Source organism: Kordia periserrulae, from assembly GCF_003054265.1.
Lineage (GTDB): Bacteria > Bacteroidota > Bacteroidia > Flavobacteriales > Flavobacteriaceae > Kordia > Kordia periserrulae.
Genome location: NZ_QBKT01000009.1, coordinates 75,384 through 89,517 on the forward strand (window position 1 = coordinate 75,384; position 14,134 = coordinate 89,517).

Here is a 14,134-nt window from a genome sequence, read left to right on the forward strand (position 1 = left end):
GAAAGTGAAAAGCGTTCAGGCGACTTCTTCAACTTAATACACAAAAAAAATTAGATCATGGCAGAAAAAAATAGAACAGAGCTAAAAGCATATTTTGAAACAGGAGATCGCCCAACACAAGACGAATTTGTTGATTTGATTGACAGTTCCGTCAATAAAGGGCAAGACAAAGCTACGTTAAGTGAAGCTTTAACCACCAATAACACCAAGTACATTACACCACAAGCAGCAAATCACGTGGTAAATACTGTAGTGCCTTCTGCGACGACGTCGACGAAAGGTAAGGTAGAATTGGCAACATTGACTGAAGTTGCCTCAGGAACAGATACCACAAGAGCCGTAACGCCGCAAGGAGCCAAACATGCTGCGGAAGTACATGCGCCTGTTACCAGTGTTAATGGACAAACAGGAGCCGTAACGATTGTGACTTCAGGAAGTGATTCTGGATGGCAAACACCTTTGTTATTGAACGGAATTCAGAATTATCCAGGCAGTGCATATCAAGCTGCTAGATATCGCAAAAAGAATGATGTGGTCTTTATAGAAGGTTTAGTTAGTAGTGGAACACCAACGCTAGGATACACAGATATTTTTGTATTGCCTTCAGGCTATCGCCCAAGCAAAAGACTTATTTTAAATACATTAATTTCAGGAAACGTAGCAACACGTATTGATATTATGACAACAGGCGAAGTAAGATGTTACGATTACAATACTAGTTGGACAAGTATCTCAGGCATTTCTTTTGTGATTTAAAGCGCTTTATGTCTTTTTGATAGTATGTATTCATGCATTACTATTTCACAACAAGACAAAACACAAAAAAAAGAAGCTATCTAACAGTGTAGATAGCTTCTTTTAATTTTCGGTTAAGAAAATTGAAAAGAAATGGAGAAGTTATGGCTTCAATCTGTAATAAAATTGAATACTACCTGTGTTGTATAATGTTCCGCTTCCAGTAGCAGCATCACAATACTGTACTACAGATTCTCCTAAGATATCATCTTTGTTTGTCAGTGGAATGTCTAATGAAGAGTTAATGTCTACAGGTCCTAATTTAAACTTCACTGTTAAGTTGAAAGTTCCCCATTGTCCTGGATCTTCTTCGTACCAGAAAACTTTGATTTGCTCTCCGTGCGTACAGTAATCCCAGTTAAAAGTCTCCCAATTAGCAGTTACCCACTTTGTAGATTGACACGTTCCCCAGAAGTTTGCATCACGCAAGCTATTCTTAGTAAACGATCCTGCTTTCTTAATATCTGTTGAAATTACATTGTTAGTTACCGGGTCTAAGTAACTATATACTACTACCGCACGCATTTCTCTTTTTCCTTCAAATAATTCTGATGTTGAGCTGTATGCTGCACAGTTGTTAAATTTGAATCTGTAGATTTCATCTTTTTTGTCAAATGTAGTTCTGTCACAGTTTGGTGCTGTACACTGGTCTTCTGGACATCCGTTGTTTGATGCTGGACCTGCTTCGTTTGGACAATCATCTTCTGCATCTGGAACTCCGTCGCCGTCGGCATCTGGCTCACCACAATCACCTAAACAAATACATCTGTAAATTTCGTATAGTTTGGTTACTTGTACAATTAAATACTGGTCTCCATCAATAATTGCTGTAATGAACAATTGAATAATGTGTTGCAAAAATGAATTACAAAGAGCCGTAACACTTAAAAATTTAGTGATATGTCTTCCATCTGTAGAATTAAAAGTATTTACATTGAATATCTCAAGTCGCTCATTTTCTTTTACACCCATCAATACAGTGTCTGGTGTATATTCAGTCACTACATATTCTGAACCATCTTCCTTAAATGCAGTGTATCCTGTAGTTTGCATGTCATCAATTTCAGCAGACTGCACACCAACGCTTACTGGCATATCGTATATTTCAGGACGTTCAAAATAACGCGCATCTAAAAAGATAGTTAGTTTTGGATCGGCTTTTAGAACTTCATTCGAAAAGAAGTCTGGAGTAACTTCTTGTGCATGTTGTAATGTACGTGAAGTATCATTTAAAAGTTGATGAAATGGCACACCAGCTACATTTCTATCTTTTACCATAAGATATAATACTTCATAGTCACCATTATATTCTGAAGCTGCTTCGTTGTAAATAAAGTTTTTAATTTCACGGTTATTTTGTATTGCTTTGGCAAGTGTTTTTGCGAAAATAGTTCTTGCCTGTGTTTTGGAATAGGTTGATCCTAAGTCCGAATACACTAATTCTCCACTTGGAGTAGTTCTTGCTTTTTGTGTGATGATTTCATCAGACGTTGAGTCGACAACTGGATCTTCACTACACGCTATAAAGGAAATAGCCATGAAAAAGAATATTCCCCATTTATAAATTTTAGATTTCATAATTAAAATAGTTATTTGATATACTTACTCTTTTATAGGCTTTTCAGCTTCCACCTTTTCATGATTGTTGCAACCGAATCACAGTACGAAGTAAAGGCGTAATTTTCTATTTTTAAAGGAGTTATGAGTGATGTTTATAAATTTCATGCAACGGATTTATAAATATCATGTAGTATGATTTTCCTCAAAAAGCTTGCAGATAGTGGCGTTCCGTTACTTTGATATTCAACAGCGTTTTTGTCAGATGATTTCGCGCTTGTAAAAGTTGATTTTTGTGAATTTATTTAAAAATTAGCCTCAATAATAGCAAGTTGAGCATTGTTGAGAGTCAATTCAAACCATAAAAAAAAGCTGTCTAGAATCATTTTCCAGACAGCTTTCACTATATGCTATTTTGTGTGAATTATTCCTTTTTTGTCGTAACTAGGATGACACCGTTTTTTCCTTCATCACCGTATTTTTTAGTGGCAGATTCCCCTTTTAATACTTCTACAGTTTTGATGTTATCGGCATCTAAATCTTTAAACTTTTCGTACGATACTTTTTTTCCGTCAACAAAAACCAGCGGTTTCTCTTTGCCGTTAGACGTATTGAAAACGATTTTGTTTTCTTTCTTTTTAATGATTTTAAACTTTTTGTCTTCAACTTCTTTTTCATCAGTATCTGTCGAAATCGAGTATGAATACACATTCCCAGTATTTCCTTCGTTTTTAATTTCAATTTCTTCCTCAATAATCGTATCAGAATCTAATCGTTTACCATTGATGATGATGATTTCTTTCTCACCATTCTTTTTGATATCAATGGTTTCGGCTGGACTCAATTTTTTGCCGTTGATGATAATCACTTCTTCACCATCTTCTTTTTTGATGTCAACAGTTTGAATATTTTCTTTCTGAATCCATGTTTTTTTAGTGGTTTTACCATTATCATCTGTTCTGATAACGATTTTCTTCTTTTTTCCGTCGGTATCATCATCAGAAGAAAAAGTGTACGCGTACGCGCCTGTAACTGCTTTAGGTTTTGACATTACAAACAATTCATCACCGCGTTTTCCAACTTGAATATCCGAAATCGCTTCCTCATCAATAGAAGCAAATTTACCACTCGCTTCTTGCGAATTTTTAATGGATAATTTGATGGAAATGCTGCTAATTTCTTTTTTACCATTGAATTTTACATCGCTGTACTCAAATGTAATTTTTTGTGACTTGAATAGCTTTTTGTACGCTTTCAATTCTTCCATTGACGTGTTTTTGGTAATTACGACCACTAAATCACCTGCTGTAGTTTCAATAATTGGATTGTCGTACGTATTGGTCACTTCTTTGGCAATCACTTCCGTATTAAATAGAAAAACAAAGGCAATTAGTAGTGGAAAAATCAAAAGCTGTTTCCATCTTTTGGTGTGGGTAGATTGTGTTTTTTGTAACATAACGATTCGTTTTTTGATTAATGAATTATAAAAATTGTTGGTGAGCGCTGGAGAATAAGTGTTTCCAGACACTTTTAATAAGGTTAATTGATACGCTTTTTTAGAAGGCGTTTGTTTGATAGCCGCACTGTCTGCCAAAAACTCTAAATTTTGTAACATGAATTTTGTATGCAACCAAGCAAACGGATTGAACCAAAAGAAAATACAATACAATTTGGATACAAATACATCCATAGAATGCAATTGACGACTGTGCGCTTGCTCGTGTTTTAAAATGGCTTCCAACTCTGACGCCGAGTACAACGCAGGATTGTACACGATGTAATTAAAAAATGAAAAAGGCGAAAAATTGGCATTGGTTTCTATATATATAAATTGTCCGTCTCTTTTAGTAACATCTGACTTCCAAAGCAACCGGAACAAGGAAAATAATTCTATCAAAAACTTTCCAAAAAATACAAGCACGCCCGCTAAATAGGTATATGCCAACACGCTCATCCATGAAAAATGAGAAGTTTCAGCAGGAATATTTGATGCTTGAACCACAAAATTTCCAGATACTTGCTGTGTAATTACTGGAATTTCAATATATCGGGTAATCACTAAAAAGGGGAGAAGTAGCGAAATCAACATCCCGAAAAGGAGAAAAAATCGGTTCTCCTGAAAAAAAGTTTCGCGACGAAGTATGACAAAATACAATCCCAAAAACAATACTAAAACGCCAGCACTTTTTGTAAAATATAGCAATAAATCTTCCATTACTGTTCGTTTTCTATCAGGTTAATAATCTCTTTCAAATCTTCTACGCTAATCTTTTCTTCTTTGGCAAAAAAGGAAACCACGTTTTTGTACGAATCATTAAAATAATCCTGAATGGCAGACGCCATAAACTTTTTACGATAGGCTTCTTTGGTCACAATTGGAAAATATTGATGTGTATTTCCATATGCTTGATGCCCCACATAGCCTTTTTCTTCCAAATTGCGAACAATAGTTGATAACGTATTGTAATGTGGCTTTTTCGTTTGAATTTCTGCCATCACATCTTTGACAAAAGCCTTTTCCAGCTTCCAAATGATGTGCATGATTTCTTCTTCCTTATTGGTTAATTTTTGCATGATTCAATTCTAATTAATTGCAATTTTATTTTTAATACATCACAAATATAAACTAAAAAAACAGTTGTGCAACTATAAAAATAGTTAAACAACGAATTTTATAGTTTATTTAACATGTAAAAGGAAATAGTATCTTCGCAAAAAAAACTTTTAATGGAAAACATACTGTATGTACTTGGCGGATTAGTACTGTTGGTTTTAGGAGGTGAATTTTTAGTACGAGCTTCTGTCGGATTGTCGTTTAAACTCAATATTTCCAAAATGGTTATTGGTCTTACCGTAGTCTCTTTTGCAACGTCTGCGCCTGAGTTATTGGTAAGTGTAAATGCCGCCATCAACAATTCGCCCGCCATTGCCATCAACAATGTCATTGGTTCTAACATTGCAAACATTGGGTTGGTATTAGGAATTACGGCGATTATTGGTCCGTTAGCCGTTAACAATACCTTTTACAAGCTCACGTGGCCATCGCTCATGTTTTTTTCATTACTGATATATCTTTTTCTGTGGACAGATATGACCTTGGCTCGCTGGGAAGGAATTTTATTAATCTTAGGATTGATTGTGTTTTTAATCATATTAATTCGCTCAGCGCGAAAAAATAAAGACGAAATTGACATTGAAGACGTAGACGCCATTGCAGGAACCATTTCGTATGCAAAAATCTTTTTGTGGTTAGTTTTAGGTGGCGCCGCGTTGTACTTTGGTTCCGAATTTTTAGTAGATGGCGCTAAAGAAATTGCAAGAAGTTTGGATGTTAGCGAAGGTGTCATTTCCATCACCATGATTGCTATAGGAACGAGCGTACCCGAATTGGCAGCTTCTGTAATTGCCGCTGCTAAAAAAGAAAAAGCAATCTCACTAGGAAACTTAATTGGCTCTAACATATTCAACATTGCTTCCGTATTGGGACTAACGTCTATCATTACCGAAATTCCTGTGATAGAACCGCAAATATTGTCAAGAGACATCTTTTGGATGCTCGGTTTTGCGTTTATTCTCTATCCATTTGCGTACGTGCCTAAAAAGTTTGGAATCGATCGGTATGAAGGTATTTTATTGTTTTTAGCTTATGCTTTCTTTATTTATACGGTTTTTTAGATAAAAATCATCAATTTATTATATATGAGATATTTTATTCTAATTGTTTTACTCGCATGTTTTTCAAAATCAACTGCACAAGTTCAAAGATTTTATTTTGTGGATGACGTAGAAAGCATTGCCTACATTACTATGAATATTTGTGTAGATACAGATGCAAAAGTTAGCAATATTAAATTGGTAGAAGACAAAACAACCTATGCAAACGATACTTTTATTGAATACATCCGTACAAAATTACAAACGGTTCAATTTAAAGAAAATAGTGATTTAAAAAATACTTGTTTTGATGTTTCTGTAAGATTTATAAATAGAAAATATAAAGAAAAAAAGCTGAAAGAAGATGATTGCAGTGCTTGTGAAAAATTTAAAGAAGGCGAATTTCGATATGGTGCTGAAGAGTTCAAAGACATAAAAGTAGTTCGCAAGCGTAACATTCAAAAAGAAATTAGAAAAGATAATGTATCTGTTTTCAAAATCACTTGGGTAAGCAATTGTAGTTATATTTTAACGTATAAAAAAACGTCACACCCAAAAAGGAAACATTTAGTAGATGATGAAATCTATGTAGAAATCATTGATGTATTGAACGATGACAGTTACGTATGTAAAATAACAGCGTCTTTCACAAGTGGAATAGATTATGGCATCTTCAAAAAGATAAAAGAATAAGTCGTACATCTTCTTTTCAGTAAAAAAATCACTGTGATTTTTTAAAACTTAACATGTATTGAAACGATACAGAAAACTGTTTCATAAAAAATGGCTTGCAAATTTTTACAAGCCATTTTCAATAATTTGATTATGAACGTATCTGCTTAAAATCCTGCAGATTTTACAGTTTTAATAATTCTTCCTGCAATCTTATACGGATCACCGTTAGAAGCTGGTCTTCTATCTTCCAACCAACCTTTCCAACCTTTCTCTACCGTAATAATTGGAATACGGATAGAAGCACCACGGTCAGAAATACCATAGCTAAAGTCATCAATAGAAGCTGTTTCGTGGTCACCTGTCAAACGTTGATCGTTAAACTCACCATACACTGCAATGTGTTCTTTTACTACAGGTCTGAATGCTTCACAAATTTGCTCATATACTTCTCGACTTCCACAGGTTCTCAACGTTGTATTAGAGAAGTTTGCGTGCATACCAGAACCGTTCCAGTCCATATCTTTACCTAATGGTTTTGGGTGATACTCAATATAGTATCCGTATTTCTCTGTCAAACGATCTAATAAATAACGCGCTACCCAAATTTCATCACCAGCTTTCTTTGCACCTTTGGCAAACAATTGAAATTCCCACTGTCCAGAAGCTACCTCTTGGTTAATTCCTTCAAAGTTCAATCCTGCATCAATACATAAATTTGCGTGCTCTTCTACGAAATCTCTTCCGTGCGTATTTTTTCCTCCAACAGAACAATAGTACAATCCTTGTGGTGCAGGATATCCACCAATTGGGAATCCTAACGGCAATTGTGTCTTTTTGTCCATGATGAAATATTCTTGCTCAAATCCAAACCAGTAATCGTTGTCTTCGTCTTCAATCGTAGCTCTTCCGTTTGAAACGTGTGGCGTTCCATCTGCATTTAAAACCTCTGTCATTACCAAATATCCATCTCTACGTGCAGGATCAGGATAAATAGCAACAGGCTTCAACAAACAATCAGACGATCCACCTTCGGCTTGCTTTGTAGACGATCCGTCAAAAGACCAGATTGGACAATCTTCTAATTTTCCACTAAAATTCTCCTCAACTTTAGTTTTACTTCTCATATTTTGCGTTGGAAAATATCCGTCCAACCAAATGTATTCTAATTTAGATTTGCTCATAATATTGAAATTCACATTAATAAATTCGCAGGCAAATATAATTTAATTTTGAAAAATACCTTATTGAAATATAGGTTAAGTTTGTGTAAATTATTAAATATTTATTAACAACCCCCATTTTTTTAGGGGTGTAATTGTTTATATCTTAAAATTCACATTCGAAATTAATATATTTGCAAAAAAAGAACATACTATGTCTACACTCAGATTTAATGCTTTAAAAGAAACTTTACACCGAACGCCTGTTGAAATACCGCAAAAAGGACGTCGCTCCGAAATATTCGGTGATAATGTATTTAATGAACACGCAATGCTGCAGCATTTAACCAAAGATGCGTACAAAAGCGTGATGAATGCGATTGAATTTGGAACAAAAATCGAGCGAAAAATTGCAGACCATATTTCTACAGGAATGAAAGAATGGGCAATTAGCAAAGGTGCCACGCATTACACACACTGGTTTCAACCGTTAACAGGTGCAACCGCCGAAAAACACGATGCGTTTTTTGAAACCATCGGAAACGGTCGCGCTATGGAAAAATTTGATGGTGGACAATTGGTACAGCAAGAACCAGACGCGTCAAGCTTTCCAAATGGAGGCATCAGAAATACGTTTGAAGCGCGTGGATATACTGCGTGGGATCCAACGTCACCAGCATTTATATACGGAACAACACTATGTATTCCGACGATTTTTGTGGCGTACACAGGTGAAGCGTTGGACAATAAAGCGCCGTTATTACGCGCATTACAAGCGGTAGACCAAGCTGCGACGGCGGTGTGTAAATACTTTGATAAAAATGTTTCTAAAGTCAATGCCTCATTAGGTTGGGAACAAGAATATTTCTTAATTGATGCGGCGTTGGCTGCTGCCAGACCAGATATTACCCTTACGGGAAGAACCTTATTAGGACATTCTCCCGCAAAGGGACAACAACTAGACGATCACTATTTTGGCTCAATTCCAAACAGAGTAATGAACTTTATGCGCGATTTGGAAAACGAATGCATGCTGTTGGGAATTCCAGTAAAAACGCGTCATAACGAAGTAGCTCCAAATCAATTTGAGTTGGCACCAATTTTTGAAGAAGCCAACTTGGCAGTAGATCACAATTCCTTATTGATGGACGTGATGGAAAAAGTATCGCAACGTCATAAATTTAAAGTGTTGTTTCACGAAAAACCGTTTGCAGGCATTAACGGTTCTGGGAAACACAATAACTGGTCGTTGGCAACCAATACAGGTGTGAATTTGTTAAGTCCAGGAAAAACCCCGATGAAAAATTTACAATTCTTAACCTTTTTTGTTAATACGATAAAAGCGGTTCACGACAATGAAGAATTGATTAGAGCTTCCATTGCCAGCGCGAGCAACGATCATCGTTTGGGAGCCAATGAAGCACCGCCAGCCATTATTTCAGTATTTATCGGTTCGCAATTATCTGCGGTGTTGGATGAATTGGAAAACGTGACCAAAGGAAAACTATCTCCACAAGAAAAAACAGACTTGAAACTCAATATTGTTGGTAAAATTCCAGAAATTCTTTTAGACAATACGGACAGAAACCGAACATCACCATTTGCCTTTACAGGAAATAAATTTGAATTGCGTGCCGTAGGTTCGTGGTCCAACTGTGCAGGTCCAATGACGGTTTTAAACACGATTATCGCGAAGCAATTAAAAGATTTTAAAGCAGAAGTGGATGCGTTGGTTGATGGCAAAGGATTGAAAAAAGACGAAGCCATTTTCAATATTTTACGTGAATATATCAAAGCGTCTAAAAAAATACGTTTTGAAGGAAACGGCTATGGAGAAGCTTGGGAAAAAGAAGCTGCCAAACGCGGATTGAGCAACAACAAAACCACACCTGAAGCTTTAAAAGCACAAATTTCAAAGCAAGCGTTGTCACTTTACGAAGAAATGAACGTGATGAGCAAAGTAGAGGTAGAAGCGCGCCATGAAATTGAATTGGAAGAATATATATTACGCATTCAAATTGAAAGTCGCGTGTTGGGCGATATTGCTCGAAATCACGTCATTCCAACAGCGATTGGATACCAAAACACCTTGATTGAAAACGTAAGCGGACTCAAAGAAATTTTCGGAAAAGAATTTAAAGCACTTGCAGCTGAACAAATTGATTTGATTGAACGCATTTCAAAACACATTGCAGGCATCAATTCAAAAGTCAACGAAATGATTGAAGAACGCAAAAAAGCAAACAAACTCAGCGGACAAAAAGCTGCAGAAGCCTATTGCAACATGGTAAAACCATACTTTGAAGAAATTCGCTATCACTGTGATAAATTGGAATTGCTAGTCGATGATAATTTGTGGCCATTGGTAAAATATAGAGAGTTGTTGTTTACGAGATAGATTGTTAGATGCGGCTTCGCCTTTTAGAATTTTAGACGCGCTGTCGCTTTTGGTATTGGCTTCACCTTTTGGTCACGCTTTGCTTTGGTATCGCTTCGCTCTTGGTCGGTGAGTTTTGATAGTAATTTATACATTTTCAACAATACTTCTCTGCGAGGAGTTTGCGACGCGGCAGTCTGTTACTGAGTTTACTTAGAATTTTCTTTGAAACAGATTGTCGCGAATTTTAAAATGTAAAACTCAAAATGAAAAAGTACTTTTAATCAATAACCAAGTTAGAAAGTGAAAAGTGAAGAGAAATGACAAATTGACAAAAAACAAATAAAAAAAAATGACCATCAAAAGAACCAACTCTAACAACCAAGACTTTGTCAATTTAGTCAAGGAATTGGACGCGTTTTTAAGTGTTAAAAATGGTGACAGTGACGCTTTTTACAGTCAGTTCAATGGTTTGGAAGCTTTACAACATGTCGTGGTTTTATATGTTGATGAAATTCCGGTAGGTTGTGGTGCAATTAAGCAATACAATGAACATACGGTTGAGGTAAAGCGGATGTATGTACGTCAACAATTGCAAGGAAAAAACTTAGGTGAAAAGATTTTAACCGAACTCGAAATGTGGGCAAATGAACTTGGAAACACACGTTGCATTCTCGAAACAGGAACCATGTTGCCAGAAGCGATTCGTTTTTATGAAAAGCATAACTATCAACGCATTCCAAATTATGATCAATACATTGGTGCGCCTGAAAGTGTGTGTTTTGAGAAGTTATTGTAATAACTATTCTTGCTTTTTTTCCTTCGGATTATAAATAACAATCACTTGAATAATAATAGCCAACACAACCAATATATAAATCTCCATTTGGGTAAATAATTCTACCGATTCAATGGCTTGTTTGCTAATAGACATTTGTCGACTTCCTTCAGAAATTTGTATTTGCGCCAAATCATCTAAATTATTCTCAAGAGCGGAAATTTGACCTGAAGCTTTCAGTTTATTTTGAGAATTAAAATCAATTCCGTTAGCTTCTATAGTAGTTAAAGAACTAAAATTCTTTTTAAAATTTTTAAAAACATTTTCTTCTACATCTGTCAACTTCGTTTTTTCAAATCGATCCACCAAGCTTTCAATTTGTTGATTTACGGCTTTATTTTTTTGACTAAAAAACAACGAATCATTTGTGGCAAGCGCAATTTCTTTTTTATGAATGGCTTTTGAGATTTTAAAAATAAGGTCTTTTGCTATCAATCGATCTTCATAAATAGTTACTACAGAATCTTTTACGCGAACAAAATTATTCTTGTCAATCAAATTCGTAGCAATGATTAAAACAAACACCATTAAAATTCCGAGAATCCATTTTACCTTATCCAATAACGCCATAAAATATAAAGTTTAGTTGTACAAAAAATATCTTCTCAAAATAGACAAAAAAAGCATCTCAGACAAGAGGAAACTTAAAACTTTACACTCGAATTACAAATGAAAATCTTCCTCTAGAAAGAGATCTTCACAATTTTTATGAAGTGATACATTTATGGTTTTCGCTGAAAAAAGTATCTTTGCAACACAACAACACTACTATGAGTCAAGAAGTATCAAAACGCTATGCAATGCGTGGCGTTTCGGCATCGAAAGAAGATGTACACAATGCAATAAAAAACATTGATAAAGGATTGTTCCCAAAAGCATTCTGCAAAATTGTTCCCGATTATTTAACGAATGATGATGATTACTGTTTAATAATGCACGCGGATGGCGCAGGTACAAAATCGTCGCTCGCATACATGTATTGGAAAGAAACTGGCGATATTTCTGTGTGGAAAGGCATTGCGCAAGATGCACTAATCATGAATATTGACGATTTGTTGTGCGTGGGCGCGACAGATAATATCATGTTATCATCCACCATTGGAAGAAATAAAAACAACATTCCCGGCGAAGTCATTTCCGCGATTATCAACGGAAGTGAAGAATTGATTCAAGAGTTGAAAGAATTTGGTGTTACGATTCATTCCACAGGTGGCGAAACAGCAGATGTGGGCGATTTGGTACGCACGATTATTGTCGATTCAACGGTAACGGCTCGCATGAAGCGAAAAGATGTCATTGACAATGCCAATATCAAAGCTGGCGATGTCATTGTCGGATTGGCTTCTTTTGGACAAGCAACCTACGAAAAAGAATACAACGGCGGGATGGGAAGCAACGGATTAACATCTGCACGCCACGATGTATTTCACAACTATTTAGCAGCAAAATACCCTGAAAGTTTTGACAATGCGGTGCCAAGCGATTTGGTCTATTCTGGAAACACAAAATTAACAGACGCTGTCGAAAACGCACCAATCGATGCTGGAAAACTAGTATTGTCACCAACGCGAACGTACGCGCCAATCATTAAAAGTATTTTAAGCAAATATACTTCTAACGACATTCACGGAATGGTACATTGCAGCGGCGGCGCGCAAACCAAAATATTGCATTTTGTGGAAGACCTGCATATCATTAAAGATACGATGTTTGACATTCCGCCATTATTCAAGTTGATTCAGGAGCAATCCAATACGGATTGGAAAGAAATGTACCAAGTGTTTAATTGTGGTCACAGAATGGAATTGTATGTTGCTCCAGAAATTGCCGAAGATATTATTGCGATTTCAAAATCGTACAATGTAGACGCGCAAATTGTTGGTCGCGTGGAAGCTTCTGAACAAAAAAAACTAACCATTTCAAGTTCGTACGGAACGTTTGAATATCAGTAACATTTATTTCACATAAAAACTAAAAAAATCATGACATTACCTAAAAAAAAGTTTCTTATCATTACTTTCTTAATATCATTTGCATTGGCATTTATCGTGGCATATTCACTCATGGGCGAACCAGATATTACGGATGTTGAAGCGACCTATTCAGGAAGTACAGAACAATTTTTAAGTACCATCAAGACAAATCCAGAAGACTGGACAAAAAACCAAAAAGTAGTCACGCTTACAGGAATCATCACTTCGAAAGATAAAAAAGGCGTTTTGCTTGACGATAGCGTGTATTTCCGATTTGCAGAAGGGACATCGACAGACGAGTTCAAAAAAGGCGAAAAGGTAAAAGTAAAAGGAAGCGTGATGAGTTATGATGCTATTTTGGAGGAATTAAAACTTCAAAATGCCGTGTTGGTGAAGAAATAACTTTTGATTTACGATTTTTGATTTTTTGAGGCGGTAGTTTTTTCGATTTCTATCGAAATATATTTTCAATTGTAAATAAAAACCCATTGGTACATTTTCAAATTATCAAATTTGCCTATTAAAAAGGCGTCAGTTCAAGTAAAATTCTGAAAAGAATTTTGTGTCGAGAACTACTTCGAAATCCACACGTTTATTACGAGTAAAAACATTCAAAAAAAAATAGCTAATCTTCTAAAAATTAATAAGAAACGAAAAGCGAACCTAAGTTCAGTCATGGTCGGAAGATTTTTTCTTCCAACCATGACTGACTAAAGTTTACTTAAAATTTAACATTGATATCTAGTATCCACATCACAATATGAACATACTCCATTAGCATATGTTTCTCCAGAATGAGTTGTAAAAGTATCGCAACCATCCAATGTCTTTGGCGCAATATCACAAGCCTCACAATTAGAATATTCACGGCTAACTGGTGTTTCCCCTCCATAAATTTGAAATTTTGAAACAAGCCTTTTGTTAAGCTTTAACGATTTTAAATTCTTTTTTTTCATAATAAATGATTTTAAAGATTAAACATGTGAGCAAGTAACAATAAAAAGTAAGTACGAAAAAGGAATGTATTTGATGCTTTATAAAGTATCAAACTAATAAAACAGTAGAATCAAAGAACATTATATTTGCAGTGATTACATAACAAAAG

General features: G+C 35.5%; 13 protein-coding genes. 7 read left to right on the plus strand and 6 right to left on the minus strand.

Annotation, left to right across the window (positions count from 1 at the left end; genetic code table 11):
• The first annotated feature begins 57 nt into the window (after nt 1–57).
• On the plus strand, nt 58–756 hold the full coding sequence (locus C8N46_RS16695) for a hypothetical protein (protein ID WP_108116140.1): 699 nt from the start codon (nt 58–60) through the stop codon (nt 754–756).
• Between the two features lie 141 nt (nt 757–897).
• Here the strand turns inward: C8N46_RS16695 and C8N46_RS16700 are convergent, their stop codons facing one another.
• From C8N46_RS16700 to C8N46_RS16710, 3 genes are all read right to left on the minus strand, one after another.
• Nucleotides 898–2,373, minus strand: a complete 1,476-nt coding sequence (locus C8N46_RS16700) for a thrombospondin type 3 repeat-containing protein (protein WP_146169860.1) — start codon at nt 2,371–2,373, stop codon at nt 898–900.
• 403 nt (nt 2,374–2,776) lie between these two features.
• Nucleotides 2,777–4,567 (minus strand): M56 family metallopeptidase, encoded by a 1,791-nt coding sequence (locus tag C8N46_RS16705; RefSeq protein ID WP_108116144.1) that lies wholly within the window; start codon nt 4,565–4,567, stop codon nt 2,777–2,779.
• Nucleotides 4,567–4,926, minus strand: coding sequence for a BlaI/MecI/CopY family transcriptional regulator (locus C8N46_RS16710; RefSeq protein WP_108116146.1), 360 nt, complete (start codon nt 4,924–4,926; stop codon nt 4,567–4,569). Before C8N46_RS16710 ends, C8N46_RS16705 begins: the two co-directional genes overlap by 1 nt.
• 153 nt (nt 4,927–5,079) lie before the next feature.
• On the opposite strand from C8N46_RS16710, the gene C8N46_RS16715 reads away from it, so the two are divergent.
• Both C8N46_RS16715 and C8N46_RS16720 read left to right on the plus strand, forming a co-directional pair.
• Nucleotides 5,080–6,027, plus strand: a complete 948-nt coding sequence (locus C8N46_RS16715; protein WP_108116149.1) for a calcium/sodium antiporter — start codon at nt 5,080–5,082, stop codon at nt 6,025–6,027.
• A gap of 99 nt (nt 6,028–6,126) precedes the next feature.
• Nucleotides 6,127–6,699, plus strand: coding sequence for a hypothetical protein (locus C8N46_RS16720; protein WP_146169861.1), 573 nt, complete (start codon nt 6,127–6,129; stop codon nt 6,697–6,699).
• Nucleotides 6,700–6,845: 146 nt separating this feature from the next.
• On the opposite strand, the gene C8N46_RS16725 is transcribed toward C8N46_RS16720, so the two are convergent.
• Nucleotides 6,846–7,862: a glutamine synthetase beta-grasp domain-containing protein gene (locus tag C8N46_RS16725; protein ID WP_108116313.1), complete on the minus strand. Its 1,017-nt coding sequence runs from the start codon at nt 7,860–7,862 to the stop codon at nt 6,846–6,848.
• A gap of 193 nt (nt 7,863–8,055) precedes the next feature.
• Here C8N46_RS16725 and C8N46_RS16730 point away from each other — a divergent pair, with 193 nt between their 5' ends.
• Both C8N46_RS16730 and C8N46_RS16735 read left to right on the plus strand, forming a co-directional pair.
• Nucleotides 8,056–10,239 (plus strand): glutamine synthetase III family protein, encoded by a 2,184-nt coding sequence (locus C8N46_RS16730; RefSeq protein WP_108116153.1) that lies wholly within the window; start codon nt 8,056–8,058, stop codon nt 10,237–10,239.
• Nucleotides 10,240–10,570: 331 nt separating this feature from the next.
• Nucleotides 10,571–11,017 carry a GNAT family N-acetyltransferase gene (locus C8N46_RS16735; RefSeq protein WP_108116155.1) on the plus strand — a complete coding sequence of 149 codons (447 nt, stop codon included), beginning with the start codon at nt 10,571–10,573 and terminating at the stop codon, nt 11,015–11,017.
• A 3-nt stretch (nt 11,018–11,020) separates the two neighbouring features.
• Here C8N46_RS16735 and C8N46_RS16740 read toward each other — a convergent pair whose 3' ends face one another.
• The gene (locus C8N46_RS16740; protein WP_108116157.1) at nt 11,021–11,626 is read right to left on the minus strand and encodes an MCP four helix bundle domain-containing protein; all 606 of its coding nucleotides are present in this window, start codon (nt 11,624–11,626) and stop codon (nt 11,021–11,023) included.
• Between the two features lie 200 nt (nt 11,627–11,826).
• Here C8N46_RS16740 and C8N46_RS16745 point away from each other — a divergent pair, with 200 nt between their 5' ends.
• Together C8N46_RS16745 and C8N46_RS16750 are read left to right on the plus strand one after the other, a co-directional pair.
• Nucleotides 11,827–13,008 (plus strand): AIR synthase related protein, encoded by a 1,182-nt coding sequence (locus C8N46_RS16745; protein WP_108116159.1) that lies wholly within the window; start codon nt 11,827–11,829, stop codon nt 13,006–13,008.
• A 30-nt stretch (nt 13,009–13,038) separates the two neighbouring features.
• Nucleotides 13,039–13,431, plus strand: a complete 393-nt coding sequence (locus tag C8N46_RS16750; RefSeq protein WP_146169862.1) for a hypothetical protein — start codon at nt 13,039–13,041, stop codon at nt 13,429–13,431.
• 326 nt (nt 13,432–13,757) lie between these two features.
• Here the strand turns inward: C8N46_RS16750 and C8N46_RS20185 are convergent, their stop codons facing one another.
• The gene (locus tag C8N46_RS20185; protein WP_146169863.1) at nt 13,758–13,985 is read right to left on the minus strand and encodes a hypothetical protein; all 228 of its coding nucleotides are present in this window, start codon (nt 13,983–13,985) and stop codon (nt 13,758–13,760) included.
• Nucleotides 13,986–14,134 lie beyond the last annotated feature (149 nt).

Excerpts from the sequence above, each read along its gene's own strand:
- C8N46_RS16695 (WP_108116140.1), top strand. The coding sequence starts at position 58 with ATGGCAGAAAAAAATAGAACAGAGCTAAAAGCATATTTTGAAACAGGA.
- C8N46_RS16700 (WP_146169860.1), bottom strand. The coding sequence starts at position 2,373 with ATGAAATCTAAAATTTATAAATGGGGAATATTCTTTTTCATGGCTATT.
- C8N46_RS16705 (WP_108116144.1), bottom strand. The coding sequence starts at position 4,567 with ATGGAAGATTTATTGCTATATTTTACAAAAAGTGCTGGCGTTTTAGTA.
- C8N46_RS16710 (WP_108116146.1), bottom strand. The coding sequence starts at position 4,926 with ATGCAAAAATTAACCAATAAGGAAGAAGAAATCATGCACATCATTTGG.
- C8N46_RS16715 (WP_108116149.1), top strand. The coding sequence starts at position 5,080 with ATGGAAAACATACTGTATGTACTTGGCGGATTAGTACTGTTGGTTTTA.
- C8N46_RS16725 (WP_108116313.1), bottom strand. The coding sequence starts at position 7,862 with ATGAGCAAATCTAAATTAGAATACATTTGGTTGGACGGATATTTTCCA.
- C8N46_RS16730 (WP_108116153.1), top strand. The coding sequence starts at position 8,056 with ATGTCTACACTCAGATTTAATGCTTTAAAAGAAACTTTACACCGAACG.
- C8N46_RS16735 (WP_108116155.1), top strand. The coding sequence starts at position 10,571 with ATGACCATCAAAAGAACCAACTCTAACAACCAAGACTTTGTCAATTTA.
- C8N46_RS16740 (WP_108116157.1), bottom strand. The coding sequence starts at position 11,626 with ATGGCGTTATTGGATAAGGTAAAATGGATTCTCGGAATTTTAATGGTG.
- C8N46_RS16745 (WP_108116159.1), top strand. The coding sequence starts at position 11,827 with ATGAGTCAAGAAGTATCAAAACGCTATGCAATGCGTGGCGTTTCGGCA.
- C8N46_RS16750 (WP_146169862.1), top strand. The coding sequence starts at position 13,039 with ATGACATTACCTAAAAAAAAGTTTCTTATCATTACTTTCTTAATATCA.
- C8N46_RS20185 (WP_146169863.1), bottom strand. The coding sequence starts at position 13,985 with ATGAAAAAAAAGAATTTAAAATCGTTAAAGCTTAACAAAAGGCTTGTT.